Origin of the sequence: Pseudoalteromonas sp. SWXJ133, assembly GCF_015864365.1 — a bacterium.
Taxonomy (GTDB): domain Bacteria; phylum Pseudomonadota; class Gammaproteobacteria; order Enterobacterales; family Alteromonadaceae; genus Pseudoalteromonas; species Pseudoalteromonas arctica.
Genome location: NZ_JADYXJ010000006.1, coordinates 14,147 through 31,347 on the forward strand (window position 1 = coordinate 14,147; position 17,201 = coordinate 31,347).

12 protein-coding genes are annotated in these 17,201 nt (G+C 38.8%); 7 read left to right on the top strand and 5 right to left on the bottom strand.

What is annotated here, in order from left to right:
• Positions 1-4: 4 nt before the first annotated feature.
• Genes I6F40_RS06040 through rpoS form a run of 3 tightly spaced genes read left to right on the top strand, consistent with a single transcriptional unit; the run spans position 5 to position 2,459 of the window.
• Positions 5-583, top strand: a complete 579-nt coding sequence (locus I6F40_RS06040; RefSeq protein ID WP_007584782.1) for a YqaA family protein — start codon at positions 5-7, stop codon at positions 581-583.
• A 41-nt stretch (positions 584-624) separates the two neighbouring features.
• Positions 625-1,449: a peptidoglycan DD-metalloendopeptidase family protein gene (locus tag I6F40_RS06045; RefSeq protein ID WP_166377800.1), complete on the top strand. Its 825-nt coding sequence runs from the start codon at positions 625-627 to the stop codon at positions 1,447-1,449.
• 35 nt (positions 1,450-1,484) lie between these two features.
• Positions 1,485-2,459: an RNA polymerase sigma factor RpoS gene (gene rpoS / locus I6F40_RS06050; RefSeq protein WP_166377802.1), complete on the top strand. Its 975-nt coding sequence runs from the start codon at positions 1,485-1,487 to the stop codon at positions 2,457-2,459.
• 91 nt (positions 2,460-2,550) lie between these two features.
• Here the strand turns inward: rpoS and mutS are convergent, their stop codons facing one another.
• Positions 2,551-5,136, bottom strand: a complete 2,586-nt coding sequence (mutS, locus tag I6F40_RS06055) for a DNA mismatch repair protein MutS (RefSeq protein ID WP_197192650.1) — start codon at positions 5,134-5,136, stop codon at positions 2,551-2,553.
• 21 nt (positions 5,137-5,157) lie between these two features.
• On the opposite strand from mutS, the gene I6F40_RS06060 reads away from it, so the two are divergent.
• Both I6F40_RS06060 and recA read left to right on the top strand, forming a co-directional pair.
• Positions 5,158-5,646 carry a CinA family protein gene (locus I6F40_RS06060; RefSeq protein ID WP_197176758.1) on the top strand — a complete coding sequence of 163 codons (489 nt, stop codon included), beginning with the start codon at positions 5,158-5,160 and terminating at the stop codon, positions 5,644-5,646.
• Between the two features lie 68 nt (positions 5,647-5,714).
• Entirely contained in the window at positions 5,715-6,758 is a 1,044-nt protein-coding gene (gene recA, locus I6F40_RS06065) for a recombinase RecA (protein ID WP_024591486.1), read from the top strand.
• Positions 6,759-7,370: 612 nt separating this feature from the next.
• Here recA and I6F40_RS06070 read toward each other — a convergent pair.
• Together I6F40_RS06070 and I6F40_RS06075 are read right to left on the bottom strand one after the other, a co-directional pair.
• A complete protein-coding gene (locus tag I6F40_RS06070; protein WP_197192651.1) occupies positions 7,371-9,479 on the bottom strand; it encodes a TonB-dependent siderophore receptor in 2,109 nt (702 codons plus the stop codon).
• Between the two features lie 268 nt (positions 9,480-9,747).
• Positions 9,748-10,914: a DcaP family trimeric outer membrane transporter gene (locus I6F40_RS06075; protein ID WP_010554447.1), complete on the bottom strand. Its 1,167-nt coding sequence runs from the start codon at positions 10,912-10,914 to the stop codon at positions 9,748-9,750.
• Positions 10,915-11,354: 440 nt separating this feature from the next.
• On the opposite strand from I6F40_RS06075, the gene acs reads away from it, so the two are divergent.
• Positions 11,355-13,295 (top strand): acetate--CoA ligase, encoded by a 1,941-nt coding sequence (gene acs, locus I6F40_RS06080; protein WP_197192652.1) that lies wholly within the window; start codon positions 11,355-11,357, stop codon positions 13,293-13,295.
• A gap of 104 nt (positions 13,296-13,399) precedes the next feature.
• The gene (locus tag I6F40_RS06085; RefSeq protein WP_166377810.1) at positions 13,400-14,050 is read left to right on the top strand and encodes a response regulator transcription factor; all 651 of its coding nucleotides are present in this window, start codon (positions 13,400-13,402) and stop codon (positions 14,048-14,050) included.
• An 85-nt stretch (positions 14,051-14,135) separates the two neighbouring features.
• On the opposite strand, the gene purU is transcribed toward I6F40_RS06085, so the two are convergent.
• Positions 14,136-14,966, bottom strand: a complete 831-nt coding sequence (gene purU / locus I6F40_RS06090) for a formyltetrahydrofolate deformylase (protein ID WP_166377812.1) — start codon at positions 14,964-14,966, stop codon at positions 14,136-14,138.
• Positions 14,967-15,179: 213 nt separating this feature from the next.
• Entirely contained in the window at positions 15,180-17,066 is a 1,887-nt protein-coding gene (locus I6F40_RS06095) for a hypothetical protein (protein WP_166377814.1), read from the bottom strand.
• Between the last annotated feature and the right edge of the window lie 135 nt (positions 17,067-17,201).

The following is a 17,201-nucleotide window of genomic DNA, read 5'->3' on the forward strand; positions in this document are numbered from 1 at the left end:
CATTTTGAAGTTGTTTACCAAGTTATACGATATGGCCCTAGTGTGGGCAAAGCACCGCCATGCGGAACGTTATTTAGCTGCAATGAGCTTTGCAGAGTCAGTTTTTTTTCCAATACCGCCCGATGTAATGCTTGCACCTATGTCGCTTGCGCAACCCAAAAAAGCATGGCGTTTTGCAAGTTTTGCCACAATAGCATCGGTTGTTGGTGGAGTAGTTGGTTACTTGCTTGGGTTTTGGCTATTTGAACCCGTTGTTGAGCCATTGATTGCACAAATGCACTGGCAAGAAAAGTTTGATATCGCATTAAATTGGTTTAAAGATTACGGTGTTTGGGTTGTGTTTTTAGCTGGTTTTTCGCCGATACCATATAAAGTATTTACCATTGGCGCAGGTGTTTTACAAATGGCATTTTTGCCATTTTTACTCGCATCGGCGATTGGACGTGGTGCGCGATTCTTTTTAGTTTCAGCCTTAATGAAGTGGGGCGGGGCTAAAATGGAAGCAAAATTACGTCAATATATTGAAATACTTGGTTGGGGATTAGTGGTATTAATTGCGCTAGCGTACTTTTTATTGCGTTAAGCGTTAAAAATATCAATTGTCTAATTTGGGAGAAAAATACAATGAATAAACAGTTTTTACTGTATGTGACTATATTTGTTGGTGTTTTTCTTTCTGGTTGCTCTTCTCGCCATGTTCCTGCGCCTGTTAGCAGTCTAAATAATAATGTTAACGATTTAGGTCATACTATTAACATTAATGGAAGCAACTATAAAGTACAAAGAGGAGATACCCTTTATTCTATCGCCTTTAGTGCTGGGCAAGATGTTAGATTACTTGCAAAAAACAATTCAATTCCATCACCTTACACTATTTTTCCTGGGCAAAATATCTCCTTAATCCCCAAGCCTGAAAAAATAAAAAGGGATGAAAAATATACGAATTCGAGTAAAAAGTCTACAAAAAAAACACAAAAAAATAACATAATATTAAAGAAAGAGCTTGATCCCCCAAAACAACGAGAGTATGTTCAGAAACAAGCCAGTAACAAAGTTAGTAATACTAAACGTTTGTCGAGCAGTAAAGTTAAATGGTTTTGGCCCGCAAAGGGCAAAATTACCAAACGCTTTTCTAATAAGGAAAACGGTTATAAAGGTTTACAGATTACTAATCGCAAAGGGGCTTCAGTCTTAGCTGCGGCACAAGGAACAGTGGTATACGCGGGTAACGCTCTACGAGGTTATGGTAGTTTAATCATATTGAAACATAATGATGATTACCTAAGTGCTTATGCACATAACTCAAAATTACTTGTTAAAGAAAAGCAGAAGGTTAAGGCAGGACAAAAAATAGCAGAAATTGGTAATTCAGAATCTCCGGTCACCGCGCTTCGCTTTGAAATTCGCTACCGAGGGCAAGCTGTCAATCCTGCTAAATACCTACCCTAATTTTTAGGTATTGATAATTGCTCGGGAGAAGGCTTATGGCTAGCGCAGCAAAACTTAACAAACACACTACGACTGACGAAAAATTCGATAATATTGATGCTGATGAAAGCACAGCGTTACTAGAAAAAGTAGAAGACGATGAAATCTTTGCAAAAGAAGAAGTAACTAAAAATCTTGACGCAACCCAACTTTATTTAGGCGAAATTGGTTTTTCTCCTTTGCTTAGCGCAGAAGAAGAAGTGTTTTTTTCTCGCAAATCACTTCGAGGTTGTGAAGCCTCACGCAAACGTATGATTGAAAGTAACTTACGTTTAGTTGTTAAAATAGCACGCCGTTATAATAACCGTGGCCTTGCTCTACTTGATTTAATTGAAGAAGGTAACTTAGGCCTAATCCGAGCCGTTGAAAAATTTGACCCTGAGCGTGGCTTTAGATTTTCTACTTACGCTACGTGGTGGATACGTCAAACAATCGAACGTGCCATTATGAATCAAACTCGCACCATCCGCCTACCAATACATGTGGTTAAAGAGCTTAATGTTTACTTACGTACAGCGCGTGAATTAACTCAAAAACTTGACCATGAACCAACAGCTGACGAAATTGCAGCTTGCCTAGACAGACCCGTTGAAGACGTAACTAAAATGCTACGTTTAAACGAGAGAATAGCATCGGTTGATATGCCGATTGGTGGAGAAAACGACAGTGTACTGCTTGATATCATCCCAGATGAAAAAAGTGCAGGCCCTGAAGGCGAAGTACAAAATAATGATATTAATAAACACATTGTAGACTGGTTAGGTGAATTGAACCCTAAACAACGCGAAGTGTTAGCACGTCGATTTGGATTACTTGGCTACGAGCCATCTACACTTGAAGATGTAGGTCGTGAAATAGGCTTAACACGTGAGCGTGTAAGGCAAATTCAGGTAGAAGCATTACGTCGTTTAAAAGACATTTTGCAACAAGAAGGTTTAAGTACAGATAGCTTGTTTAATCAGTTTTCGTAACTAGTTAAATAGTATAAGAGACTATGTGTGTTAAAAAGCCGAAGAATTTATTCTTCGGCTTTTTTTATGCTTGTAAATTAGATGATATAAATTACAACAATGCTTTTAGTTTATATAATAAATCGTGCGCTTGGCGTGGCGATAAATTATCAGGGTCAATTGCGCTTAATTGTTCTTCTACTTCTGAAGGTGTATTTTGTGCAATTTCGTTATTAAAAGTAAAGGCTTGTTGCTCTGTATTTGGTGCAGTAACGCTTTGATGATTTTCAAGTAACTTAAGTTTTTGCTTTGCTTGTGCAATAACAGCTTTTGGCACACCCGCAAGAGCAGCTACCTGTAAGCCAAAGCTCTTACTTGCTGCGCCATCAAGTACTGTATGCATAAAGGCGATTGTATCGTTATGCTCTATTGCATCGAGGTGCACGTTTACAAGGCCTGTTGTTTGTTCAGCAAGTTCTGTTAACTCAAAGTAGTGCGTAGCAAATAATGTTTTAGCTGATATTTTTGACGCTAAATGATCGGCTGTTGCATACGCAAGCGAGAGCCCATCGTAGGTACTTGTACCGCGACCAATTTCATCCATTAACACTAAAGACTGCGCCGTGGCATTATTTAAAATAGTCGCTGTTTCGGTCATTTCTACCATGAAGGTTGAGCGACCTGATGCTAAATCATCGCTTGCACCAATACGTGTAAATATGCGATCGATATTGCCAATTTTAGCGCTGTCTGCAGGTACATAACTGCCAATGTGAGCCATTAGTACAATAAGTGCTGTTTGGCGCATATAGGTTGATTTACCGCCCATGTTTGGACCCGTAATAATCAACATTTTACGTTGGCTGTTTAATTCAACAGGGTTAGCAATAAACGGTTCTTTCATTACTTGTTCAACAACAGGGTGACGACCTTGTTTAATGCTTATATTGTCGTTATCGCACAATTCTGGTTTTGCATAATTGAGTGCGAATGCACGTTCGGCCAAGTTATTTAACACGTCTAAATCGGCCAGTGCTGCTGCCATCATTTGCAGCTGTTCAATATGTGGAGCGATAAATCTGAACAGCTCTTCGTATAGTTGCTTTTCAAGCGCTAAGGCTTTTGATTGGCTACCAAGTACTTTATCTTCGTGCTCTTTAAGCTCTGGAATAATGTAACGTTCGTTATTTTTGAGTGTTTGACGACGAATGTAGTCGGCTGGCACTAAGTGAGCATTGGCGCGGCTTACTTCAATAAAAAAGCCATGTACGCGGTTATAACCAATTTTAAGCGTACTAATACCCGTGCGTTCGCGTTCACGCAACTCTAGTTGATCAAGTACGTCGGTTGCACCTTTACTTAAGTTACGCCACTCATCAAGTTCGCTGTTGTAACCAGGGGCAATAACGCCACCGTCACGAATTAGTACCGGTGGGTTTTCTATCACTGCACGTTCTAATAACTCTTGTAAATCAGGGAGCTCAGGCGAGTGCTTGATAATACCTGTAATACGAGGATCGTTAGCATCACCTAGCAAAGTGTGTAGTGGCGCAAGTGCTTGTAATGCGCTGCGAAGACGAGTTAAATCGCGCGGGCGAGCTGTGCATAAAGCTAGACGTGCAATAACTCGCTCTACATCACCAATCTCTTTTAATGATTCGTGTAATTCGCCGCACAGTTGTACATCTAAAATAGCGCTAATTGCATTTAAGCGAGAATTTAGCTCGTCTTTATTACGTACAGGTGTATGAATACGGCGCTTAAGTAAACGAGAGCCCATAGGTGTTGCTGTTTTATCAAGTACCTGGGCAAGCGTATTTTCAAACCCACCTGATAAATTAACGGTAAGTTCTAAGTTTTTACGAGTAGCGGCATCTAAAATAACAGCGTGTTCGTTGTGCTCAAGCGTAATTGAACGAATATGTGGCAGTGCAATACGCTGTGTATCTTTTACGTATTGCATTAAACAACCGGCAGCAACAAGCGCGCTGTGGGCTTTATCAACACCAAAACCAACTAAATCTTTAGTACCAAACTGATCGCATAATAAGTGCTGAGCCGTATCTAAGTCGAACTCCCACTCTGGGCGGCGGCGGGCACCTTTTATATGCTCAATTAAATGAAAGTTTTCAAAGCTTTCGCTATACAGAAGTTCTGCCGGAGCTAAGCGCTGAATAGTTGAGCTAAAGGCTTCGTCGGTGTTAACCTCTACAACGTTAAAGCGACCAGAGTTAATATCAAGGTACGCGATACCGTACAGGCCTTTTTTACTTTGCCAAACGCTAGTAAGAAGATTGTCTTGTCGTTCTTGTAAAAGCGCTTCATCAGAAATTGTACCAGGTGTAACTATACGAACAACTTTACGATCGACAGGGCCTTTACTAGTTGCAGGGTCACCCACTTGTTCACAAATAGCGACTGATTCACCCATTTGGACTAGGCGTGCTAGGTAGTTTTCTACTGCATGATAAGGTACGCCCGCCATAGGGATAGGATCGCCACCGGCTTTACCGCGATGAGTTTGCGAAATATCGAGTAATTGAGCGGCGCGTTTAGCGTCATCAAAAAAGAGTTCGTAAAAATCGCCCATACGATAAAACAATAAAATATCGCGATGCTCTGATTTTATTTTTAGATACTGCTGCATCATAGGGGTTTGTTGTTTTATAGTGTGTGGTGCATAAAGATCAAACGACATGTATTTACCCAAAGGCTGAATATGGAATTACATCAAGAGATTAAAACACTTGCTGCGCAATTAGGCGCTATTTTAACGGATAAATGCTTATGGATCACTAGTGCTGAGTCATGTACTGGTGGCGGAGTGAGTTATGCCCTTACAGATACGCCCGGAAGCTCTGCTTATATTGACCGCGCATTTGTGACTTACAGCAACCAAGCAAAGCAAGATTTGCTAAATGTAAGTGCAAGCACATTAGCAAAGTACGGTGCTGTGAGCGAACAAACAGTGCGTGAAATGGCATTAGGTGCTATTAAAGCAACAAATGCAAATATATCTATAGCTGTATCGGGTATTGCAGGACCTGGCGGGGCAACTGATGGCAAACCTGTGGGACTTGTGTACTTTGGCATACAAATTAATGACAAAGTACTGACCTTTAAACAAGTATTCTCTGGCGATAGGGCTCAAGTTAGACTGCAAGCTATTGTATTTGCATTGAAAAGTGTAATAGATGAGATAAAATAAAAAAATTAGCTTGATACTGTGATTTCATACAGTATACTTGATTCCATTAGCTGGATTTGGAGAATAAAATGAACGATAACAAACAAAAAGCGTTGGACGCAGCACTATCACAAATTGAACGTCAGTTTGGTAAAGGCTCAATTATGAAATTGGGTGATAACAAAGCGTTAAACATTGAATCTGTATCTACAGGCTCATTAGGTATTGATATTGCTTTAGGCATAGGTGGTTTACCTATGGGACGTATTGTTGAAGTATACGGACCTGAGTCATCTGGTAAAACAACGCTTACTTTACAAGTTATCGCAGAAGCACAAAAAGAAGGCAAAACATGTGCCTTTATTGATGCTGAGCATGCTCTAGATCCAGTATATGCCCAAAAATTGGGTGTAAATATAGATGAATTATTTGTATCTCAACCAGATACAGGTGAGCAAGCACTAGAAATTTGTGACATGTTAGTACGCTCAAGCGCAGTAGATGTTGTTGTAATTGACTCGGTTGCTGCACTAACACCAAAAGCTGAAATTGAAGGCGACATGGGCGACTCGCACATGGGCTTACAAGCACGTTTAATGTCGCAAGCATTACGTAAGCTTACTGGTAACATTAAACGCTCTAACACGTTATGTATTTTCATTAACCAAATCCGTATGAAAATTGGTGTTATGTTTGGTAACCCAGAAACAACAACGGGTGGTAATGCACTTAAGTTTTACGCATCGGTACGTATTGATATTCGTCGTATTGGTTCTGTTAAAGAAGGCGATGAAGTTGTTGGTAACGAAACTCGCGTTAAAATTGTTAAAAACAAAGTAGCGCCGCCGTTTAAACAAGCTGAATTTATCATCATGTATGGTGAAGGTATTTCTAAGCAAGGCGAGCTAATTGACCTAGGCGTTAAGCATAAAATTGTTGAAAAAGCAGGTGCTTGGTATAGCTACTGTGGCAACAAGGTTGGCCAAGGTAAATCTAACTCAATTAAGTTTTTGAAAGAAAACCCAGAAATTGCAGATGAGATTGAAGGCAAGTTACGCGAAATGCTTTTATTAAAAGCAACTATTGAACCAGATGATGGTGAAGATAAGTTGGGCGATGACGCTGATCTTTAACAGCCTCAAAATGAGTTTTTAAGCTTGATTTGACCCGAGCTTTAAAAAGCGCTGATCAGTAATGATTAGCGTTTTTTTGTTATTAAAAACTTAAAGCGGATAAAAATAAAAACGACACATTAAAAATGTGTCGTTTTTTAATTTAACCTATAAAAATCTACGGTTACATCGCGCATGAGTAGGCACTGTACTAGTAATTACTATACTAAATGAAGAGCAGAGCGATCATACGCTATACGTTTTAATCAGATAAAAGCATTCTTAGGGCGTGTTGAACTTTGTGGATTAAAATTTGTTCAATCTAGGGGCGGTTAAATCGCGGCGTGAGATTTGTAACCTAGTGGACTAAGTAAAAATCGAGCAAAGCTTCCGCGTCCTGCTCACGCCCCTTACCTACATCCATGTAGGCAACAAAGAGTTAATCGTCCCTAGAAAGAACCCAAAGGGCAGCGCATGTTTGGTATTTATGCTGCGCTACCGCCTATTCATGGGGAATAACCACACTATATAGGCTCTGCCTTGCCTAAAAACCAAACATGCTGCTGCAAATTCAACCACCAAAGATAAACACGCCTTAATAGTTAAAGAATGCGACCTAATTAAAATAGAACTTTAAAAGCGATAAGTTAAGCTAACTTTTCCGCTAATAGGAGAGCCATAAAAACCAACATTGGCTAAGCTAGTAATATGCTTTTCATCTGTAATGTTATCAATGTTAGCTTGAATTGATAAGTCTTCGCTAGCATCCCATCGAGCAAATGCGTTCATAAGTAAATAAGAATCCTGCTTAACATTACTGGCTATATTTTCTGTTTTTGATTGCCATTTACCGGCTAAACCAAACTGAAACTCAGGTAGTTGAGGCAGCGTATAATCTAATGAAAAATTAACAACATTTTCAGGTTCCCATTCATGAGAACTGTCGCCTGCGTCATCATTTATATCTAAGTATGTATATGCGAATACAGCATTTAGATCATCAGTTATGTGTCCGGTTAATTCTAATTCAAAGCCTTGGGTATCTTGATCAGCTCCTTTATAGTAAGTAAATCCAGATGCGTTTAGCCCTGCATAAGTTGCAATATTATCTTGTTTTGCACTAAATACGGCAAAGGTTGCAAGTAGTTGATCATCTAACCATTGAGTTTTCACTCCAACTTCGTAATTAACACCTTTACTTGGATCTAAAAAGTTACCATCGTAATCGTACTGCTCTTGTGGCTGATAAATATCGGAATAGCTTACATATACATTAACATCATCATTAATTGCATACGTTGTTGCAAGGTAAGGGCTTACCTCACTTTCATCATTATCTATATCAACGCCTTGGCTAAAGCCTGTGCGCTCATAATCGATAGCGTTAAAGCCCGCAATAACAAATAAGTCACTTGTTAGGTTTAATTTAGTAGAACCAAAAAAACGCTTTAAAGTAACATCAATATCAGCATACTTAGTTCGTTCACCCCAAATAGGTTCAGCAATCGCATCTAATGCGTATGGAAAAGCAGGCGCTAAACCATAAGCTTCAGTTGTTGCTGCATCGTAAGAGTTAGTAAAAGAGTAAGATGTACTTTGTGAAATACTACCACCAAGCATTAACTCATGCTCTTGACCAAACAAGCTGTACTCACCTTTAGCTGTTATATCAAATAAACCAGCTGAGAATTCTGTATCATATCGTCCAGGAATACTGACTAAACCTAAATTAGTTTCACTATCAAACATTCCATAAGCGTCATAAAGGTAAAGTAATTTACTTTGATCTTCTGAGTCTTGGTAATTATAAGTTGTTTTAATTTCCCAGTTATTATCGAATACATAAGTATATTCAATAAAAGCTGTGGTATTAAGAGTATCCCATTTAGTCCACTCTTGGGTTGTACTTGTACTTACATCCCACTGCGCTTGTGTGCCATCGGCATATGAAAGTGGTAATCCTCCCCACATGGTTCCATCTGTATTCGCATCTTGATGTGAAGCACCAAATGAAAGTGTTGAATTACCAGTAAGTTGTCCATCAACTACAGCAGAGAAGTAAGTACGATCGTTTTCTAAACCATCAAGGTATGAATCAGAGCTTTCTGCAGCCCCAACAACACGTGCAGCCCAGCTACCAGAATCTGTTAATAAAAATGAATAATCAGCTTGTAAGCGCTTTAAACCATAAGTACCTACAGAAATACCTACTTCACCTTCATTCTCATTTGTTGGGCGTTTTCGAACATAATTAATAGTACCAGCTGCATTACCAACGCCTGTTAATTGCCCATTAGCACCACGAATAACTTCTATTTTTTCATAACCGTAGCTTTCCATAGCACCAGTAACAAGGCCCCAGTTATTAGGTAGACCAACACCATCAACTTGAGTGCTTTTAATATCAAAACCACGAGACGTGTATCGTGTGCGGTTAGTTTCACCTTGTTCTACAGTAATACCCGTAGCCATTTTCAATGCGTCATTAATACTATTTGCTGCAAAGTTTTGAAGTTGCTCTGCGCCAATTACACTAATAGATTGTGGTGTTTCGTTAAGCTCCATAGTTAAACCGGTAGCACCTTGGCTAACTCGATCTTGGCGTACACCTACTATTAATATTTCTTCCATTTGTTCATTGTTATTTTCAACTGTATTCTTAGTTGGTGTTTCTTGCGCTTGAGCTGAAAAACCCATAGCTAAAACTAATGAAGAAAGTGCAAAAGTGCGATTGAGTTTCATGTTTTCCCTTAATTAATATTTAATATTATTTGAGTTTATTTAAATAATTGGGACATTCTACTATTTAGAATTAACAAACTCAAACAAAAACTATTATCATTTGTAAACGCGTTTACGCTGTTTTAGGGGGAATTACTTAGTCTGTAAATAATATTATGATTAGGATAAGCGATATGACTTATAAAAATATGGTTGTTTTTTTAACTTAAATTGAATTATAAAAAAAGCGGCCTAGGCCGCTTATTTAAAGTAGTTAGCTTTTTAGTTATTAAAAAGAGTATTTAACAGAGAATTGTAAACGATCTAAATCGCCATCTACGCCACTTTCAGTTTCACGCTCAGCATGTTTTAGCTCAGCTCCAAATGTTAGGCGTTTAACAGGGGAATATAAAATGTTAGCGCTATAGCTTTGGCTTGATTCAGTCGGATCACCAGAAATAGCTAATAAATCAGTGTTGTTATCAGCAGAGAAGAAAGAGTATAAGAACGTTGAACGCCATTGGCTTGTCCACTTGTGCTGGTAAGCAACAAAACCAGAAGTCGAATCAATGGCATCTAGTTCATCGCCATTAAGTACTGCGCCGTGAGCAACGTTTAAGCCTACGTAACGGCCTAAGCCTTTACCTTGAGTAAGCATAAATTTAAGGTTGTCCTCACCAAGGTTTATTTTACCCGACGCACTAATACCAAAAGATGTTTCATCTGCATCAACACTGCCTACTTTATAAGTTAGTTGGCGAGCAAGCGCTGCAACAACAATGTTACCCCAATCAGCTTTGTGTGTGTAACGAGCTGTAAAGTCAGGCAAGGATGCATCATCAGTTACTACCATACCGCTAGTAGTAGAAATTGTACTTTCTGGGTTTTCTAATGAGAAAGACCATGCGCCAGTGGTATATTTAATTTGCGATTGGCGAACAAATATAGTGCCTTCAGCTGGGCCTACAAAATCAAGCGTTTCAGCAAGGGCACCTACGTTTTGAAAGTTAGACCATGTTTGACCAAATAACCAACCGTCGTATGTCACAAACGCATGGCGAATACGTGGAGCATAAGAGTTTGATACACGTTCATTGCCGCCAGCAGCTGAGGCTAAAAAATCAATCTCAATTTTAGTGTTAACGGTCTTACCGTTATCCATAACAGTGGCTGTGCCAAAGTTAAAGCGTGACTCGCGAGCATGCATATCAAACACAGCATCTGAGCTGTTATCGTCGCCAACTGTTAGCGTACTTGGTACGTAAAAGTCACGACCTACGTTTGAACCTGCAGGCGCACCCGCTGAATAATCACTCCACATAGAGTCGAGTTTAATGTATCCACCGTAAGTAAATTCGGTATCACCAATTTTTGCAGCAGTTGCCGCGTATGCAGTACTTGATAGTGCACATAGTACAGCGCTTGCTGCCAATGTTTTTAATGGGGTAAATTTCATTGTGGTGTCCTTTATAGGCTACTTGTTATTTATTACTTTTTTTTCATAGATATTTGTATTACTTGCTACGAGTATTACTTACGAATAAAAAGGGTTGTTAATTTGGTTTTAAATTCACTTTCTATTTTCATTCGTTAAATAAAGCATTTTAGTAAGTACGACAAAATATCTTTATTAGAGTACAAGAACACTGTTGAATATGTGTAATATTTACTCAATTACCTATTGGTCTATAAGACTAAGGTTTGAGAACAGATTAGTTTGTATTTACTTACATTTAACGCATTGTATTATTTATGTAAAAAAATTGAAAGCGGAAGGATTATAAACTACAAATGGGGAAATTGAAGGGGTGTACAACTAAGGTCTAATACTTAATAAAGCACTGCTGAGTAATCCTTGATAAAAGCTAAAGGCAAGTAATTTAAATGGAGACTAAGATGTCACAAAGTATCTATCCAGTACCTGCGCATATTAAAGATGCGACTCTCATTGATAAAAATAAATATAATACGCTTTATAAGCAATCTATTGATGACCCAGAAAGTTTTTGGCGTGAGCATGGTAAACGTCTTGATTGGTCTACCCCTTATACAAAAGTTAAAAACACATCATTCGACAAAGGTCACATAAATATTAAATGGTATGAGGATGGCTATTTAAATGCTTCGTACAATTGTATCGATCGTCACTTAAAAAACAAAGCAGGCAAAACTGCGCTTATTTGGGAAGGTGATAGCCCATCTCAAAGCGAGAATATTACTTATCAGCAACTACATGATGAAGTAGCTAAGTTTGCCAATGGTTTAAAAAAGCTAGGTGTGCAAAAAGGTGATCGCGTAGCTATTTATATGCCTATGACGCCTCAAGCTGTGTATGCAATGCAGGCCTGTGCACGTATTGGTGCTATTCATTCAGTTGTATTTGGTGGCTTTTCACCTTCAGCGATTGCCGATCGTATTCGAGATTCGGGTGCTAAGATTGTAATTACTTCTGATGAGGGGCGCAGAGCAGGTAATTGTGTCCCATTAAAAGCAAATGTAGATGAAGCGGTAGCGCAAGAAACTGTAACCTCAATTGAGCATGTTATTGTACACCAATTAACCGGCGGTGAAGTTGATTGGAATGAGCACGATATATGGTGGCATGACTTAGTTGCTGATTTACCAGCAAAGTGTGAACCAGAGCCAATGAACGCTGAAGATCCATTGTTTATATTGTATACATCAGGTTCAACAGGTCAGCCGAAGGGGGTTGTGCATACGACTGGTGGCTACTTAGTTTACTCATCAATGACACATGAATACGTATTTGATTTAAAAGAAGACGATGTGTATTGGTGTAGTGCCGATGTAGGCTGGATCACAGGCCACAGTTACATTGCATACGGGCCATTAGTAAACGGTTGTACACAAGTATTATTTGAAGGTGTGCCAACTTATCCAACTGCAGGACGCATGGGAGAAATTGTTGATAAACACGGTGTAACTATTTTATATACTGCGCCTACAGCAATTCGTGCGCTAATGGCGAAAGGTGATGAGCCAACAGCTTCGTCAAATCGCGATAGTTTACGTATTTTAGGCTCGGTTGGTGAGCCAATAAATCCAGAAGCATGGACGTGGTATTACGAGAGTATTGGTAAATCTAATTGTCCGATTGTTGATACGTGGTGGCAAACAGAAACCGGTGGCATAATGATTACGCCTTTACCGGGTGCTACGGATACAAAACCAGGTTCTGCGACACATCCATTTTTTGGTATTGCGCCAGCATTATTTGATGCTGAGGGGAATAATCTTGAAGGTGCTGTAGACGGTAATTTAGTTATTTTAGATAGCTGGCCATCGCAAGCGCGAACTGTTTACAACGACCATGAACGTTTTGAACAAACTTATTTTAGCGCCTACCCAGGTGTTTACTTTACAGGTGATGGTTGTCGTCGTGATGAAGACGGTTATTACTGGATCACAGGACGTGTGGACGATGTACTTAACGTGTCAGGCCATCGCCTTGGTACTGCCGAAATTGAAAGTGCGTTAGTTGCACACGAAGCGGTAGCAGAAGCAGCCGTCGTAGGTTACCCGCATGATATTAAAGGCCAGGGTATTTATGTTTATATTACGCCTAACGAAGGTATAACAGTAAGCGATGAGTTAACCAAAGAGGTACGTAACTGGGTTCGTAAAGAGCTTAGCCCAATAGCATCACCAGATATGATTCAATGGTCTCCAGGTTTACCAAAAACACGTTCAGGCAAGATTATGCGTCGTATTTTACGTAAAATCGCTGCAAATGAGCACGAACAACTTGGTGATACGTCAACGCTTGCCGATCCCTCTGTGGTCGATGAACTAATCGAGAACAGATTAAATCGTTAAATGTGCGTTAAAAACTTGATTACAAGTTGATTCTAAACGTAGTATATCGGCTGTCAGTAATGGTTTTATACCTAACTGGCAGCCGAATTTATTAGGAGTGAACCATGAGTCAGTTTTTAATAGCGGACGACCATCCGTTATTTCGTGAAGCACTAAAGGGCGCACTGAGCGCAAAATTTGAAGGTTTAGAGGTTTTTGAATCATCCGATTTTGACAGCACACTGCAAGTGTTAAGTGAGCAAGAGGATCTTGATATATTACTGCTAGACCTTCACATGCCAGGTAATGGTGATTTATATGGTCTTATTCGTATTAGAGAAGAGTACCCAAGCTTACCTATTGCCGTTGTTTCGGGTAGTGAAGACACTAATATAGTTTCTAAAGTAATGGGTTACGGCGCTATGGGTTTTATTCCTAAATCATCATCGTCTGATGATATTGCCAGTGCAATAAACCAAATACTTGAAGGCGATACTTGGCTACCAGTAGAATTAAAAAATAAAGTAGCTGAAATTGAAAGTGAAGACAAAGAAATTGCAGCGCAAGTTGCCTCTCTTACGCCTCAGCAGTATCGTGTTTTACAGTATTTACACGAAGGCTTACTCAATAAACAAATAGCGTATGAATTGCACATTTCTGAAGCGACCATAAAAGCACATATCACCGCTATTTTTAGAAAACTTGGTGTATACAACCGCACACAAGCTGTACTTATTGCCGCTAAGTTAAAATTAGAACCTATCGAGCAAACGTAAGCTAAATTTAAGTACTAAAAAAGAAGCTTAAGCCTCTTTTTTAGTACTTAAATTTAATGTGTAATTCTTAGTTAAACATAAATATTTAACTAAACACCACGGTTTTATTACCGTTAATAAATAACTTATGCTCTGATGCAAGTTGGAGTGCTTTACAAAACACTGTTTTCTCAACATCTTTCCCCATTTTAGCCATCATTTCAGCGGTATTAGCATGCGTAACGTTTGTTACATCTTGCAAAATGATAGGGCCTTCATCAAGCTCATTATTAACAAAGTGAGCAGTAGCACCAATAATTTTTACGCCACGCTCAAATGCTTGATGATACGGTTTAGCGCCTATAAATGCAGGTAAAAATGAGTGATGAATATTAATTATTTTACCTTCAAAGCGACCCACAAATTCAGGGCTTAAAATACGCATATATTTGGCAAGACCAATAATATCAGGGTTGTAGCTGGCAATTAAATCACCTACTTTTTGATCGTGCTCGCTACGAGTTAGTCCTTCGTGCGATACAACATGAAACGGCACATCAAACCCTTTGGCTAAAGGCTCTAAATCAGCATAGTTAGCAATAACGGCTAATACTTCAATATTAAGAGTTTGTTCAAATTGCTTTAGTAACATACCACCTAAACAGTGGGCTTCTTTAGTTGCAAGTAAAACTACTTTAGTTTTTGCACCGCAATGTAGGGCAAGTTTAGCGCCTTGTGGCAACAATGCGCGTAGTTGATCTAAAAAGTCGCTTTGTGGCTCGCCTGTAAGCTCTGTACGCATAAAAAATCGCTGTGCGTCTTTATCTACAAACTCGTTGTTACGCGTAATATTTAAATTGTTTTTATGACAAAGCCCTGTGATTTTAGCTATTAAGCCTACGTCGTCAGCACATTGGGTGGTTAGTATATAGCTCATTGTCCTCATTCTTACCCTGTGATTAATACTTCATTATTTGTGTTTTGGCACATAAAGCAAGGGCTTTGTGGACTAATCCAATATTAATCATGTTGTTGAGTATAAAAGAGGTAGTAAAGTTAAAAGGTATTGAATAGAGGTTAATAAAGGATAAAAAAATGCCACCTAATTTACAAGGTGGCATTAATACTAATTATCCAGAGTTCAGGTAAGTTAGCCCTTAGGTTCGGGAGATAAGTTTTCTTCTTGTCTTAAATACCCGGCGGCCTCTTCGTCATCTTTAGCTATAGCTTGCTGAGAAGGCATAGCGCGCGTTTGCTGGTTTAATTGATGTATTTGTGACGCATTACCTAAATCACGCTCACTGGTGATTGAGGCAATAGATTCGCGATCTTTCAAGAACGCGATAACGTCTTTTTTGATTGCTTGTAATTGTCCTTCGTCTTTATGCATTTCCATAATATGGCGAGGATGTTCAAGGTTTTTCATACCTGTTGCTGCAAACGTAGTAGAAATAACACGAGAAACAATAATCCAAGGCGTTATGCTACTGCGTACTAAAGTATTTTCTGAGCGAGTACTATCGTGAATACCAGTACCTGTTGATATTTTAGACTCAGTAAATGTGCCTTCGCATTTAAAGTACACTAGTAGTGATTCAAATTGCATTTCAGCAAAAAATAGATGAGCTGTATTTGTAAGCAATTGCGCAAATGCTTTAATAAGTATACCTATTAGCAATAAGTGAAAGCTTGTCATTAATAGTTCACTAAATTGAATAACATGTTGGTTATTAAATGCTTGTTTAAAGCTACTAATATTTGCAGCGTCAACGTAATGGTAAACATTAATAAACGAATACGCTAAAAACACAGTAAACGCTAAGGCTATAATATAAAGCAAGTTACCACTTACTAAAGCAAGTAATCTCGCTAGCGTAAAGTTTTTACCTAAGTCTATTGAGTGCAGTTTAGGCTGAATCTCTTGGATCATTTCACCTTTAAAACCGCCTTTACCTTCAATTTGTTCTTGAAGCTTAGGATCTAATTCTCTGTAAACTCTGTTAGGTACTTCTTTATAACGACGGTTAGCCATTACTAGGTTGTCTAGGTTTATAAAAATTTCGTCTGGATGAACAGACTCTTGCCAGTTTTCACGTAGTTCTGATACTTCAGCAGAAGGGGTAACTGCATTTAAACGCGCTTTAATCATAATAAAAGCAATTGCGCAGCTCAGAGTGGCTAATACAATAATCGCAATTAAGTACATGCCAGCATGAAGACTAGGTAGTTGCTCAATCCAGCCATCTATTTCTTGTTTGCTAATGTGTTGTTCTTTCATCAGCCATGACATAGAAAGGCCAATAGCGATTGGTAGAATAAAAGATAAAGAAATAATTTTAGCGAGTGCACCAGTACCAAGTGCTTCAATATTTTTTTCAGCGTTTCTAGAAATAGGTTTACCCGTAGAGCGCCACGAAAAAAGCACGTAGAACATTAATATGGCACTATAAACAGGAAATGCTAATTCGCCTGCTTCACCGGTAAAACCCGATAAAGATACAAATGCTACAAGGCCATAAGCAATAAGTGCAACAAGGGTACTTACCCATGAGCCAAATAAGCGCTGAGCAACATTACGAATAGGATAAGGTAGGAATAATAACTTAGGGATTAAGCTGTGAAGTAAACGTGATAAAAAACCATTAGGCTCTTTAAACGTACTGTTTTTACGACCAACCAGCATTTCTTCGAGTGATTGCGCGGTGTAGGCTACTTCTTTTTGTTCTTCTTGGGCGGTTGATGCTTGTGATTTGCTGTAGTTATAAGCAAGTGAAGTAGGGTGGTTTCTGCCTACAAAATACTTAAGAGTTGCATAAATACCACTTGAAAGTGAGCGAATGCCGAATGCTAAAATAAGCATGCCAAACACCATTAAAATCCATCCAGCGGTTGTATCTTCTTTTACTGATCCCGCAGCAATAACAAGTAAACTAATACCCGCTATAGACTCAATGAGTCCTCTTACAGCTGTTACTTTACCTTCAAGTTTGAAGGGGTTTTTTAGTCCAAGATCAATCGATCCATAATCAAAAGCCATTGAATGCTCCTTTTAAACAGCATGCCCAATTAAGGGAGAATATAAGCGTAGTTATAATAACCATTATATATATCGTATTTTTGTTTTTGCTCAATTTTTGATTATATATCAATAAAGTCGTTCAGTTTAAGGTTA

Coding starts and splice junctions, on each gene's coding strand:
- I6F40_RS06045 (WP_166377800.1), top strand. CDS start 625: ATGAATAAACAGTTTTTACTGTATGTGACTATATTTGTTGGTGTTTTT.
- rpoS (WP_166377802.1), top strand. CDS start 1,485: ATGGCTAGCGCAGCAAAACTTAACAAACACACTACGACTGACGAAAAA.
- mutS (WP_197192650.1), bottom strand. CDS start 5,136: ATGTCGTTTGATCTTTATGCACCACACACTATAAAACAACAAACCCCT.
- I6F40_RS06060 (WP_197176758.1), top strand. CDS start 5,158: ATGGAATTACATCAAGAGATTAAAACACTTGCTGCGCAATTAGGCGCT.
- recA (WP_024591486.1), top strand. CDS start 5,715: ATGAACGATAACAAACAAAAAGCGTTGGACGCAGCACTATCACAAATT.
- I6F40_RS06070 (WP_197192651.1), bottom strand. CDS start 9,479: ATGAAACTCAATCGCACTTTTGCACTTTCTTCATTAGTTTTAGCTATG.
- I6F40_RS06075 (WP_010554447.1), bottom strand. CDS start 10,914: ATGAAATTTACCCCATTAAAAACATTGGCAGCAAGCGCTGTACTATGT.
- acs (WP_197192652.1), top strand. CDS start 11,355: ATGTCACAAAGTATCTATCCAGTACCTGCGCATATTAAAGATGCGACT.
- I6F40_RS06085 (WP_166377810.1), top strand. CDS start 13,400: ATGAGTCAGTTTTTAATAGCGGACGACCATCCGTTATTTCGTGAAGCA.
- purU (WP_166377812.1), bottom strand. CDS start 14,966: ATGAGCTATATACTAACCACCCAATGTGCTGACGACGTAGGCTTAATA.
- I6F40_RS06095 (WP_166377814.1), bottom strand. CDS start 17,066: ATGGCTTTTGATTATGGATCGATTGATCTTGGACTAAAAAACCCCTTC.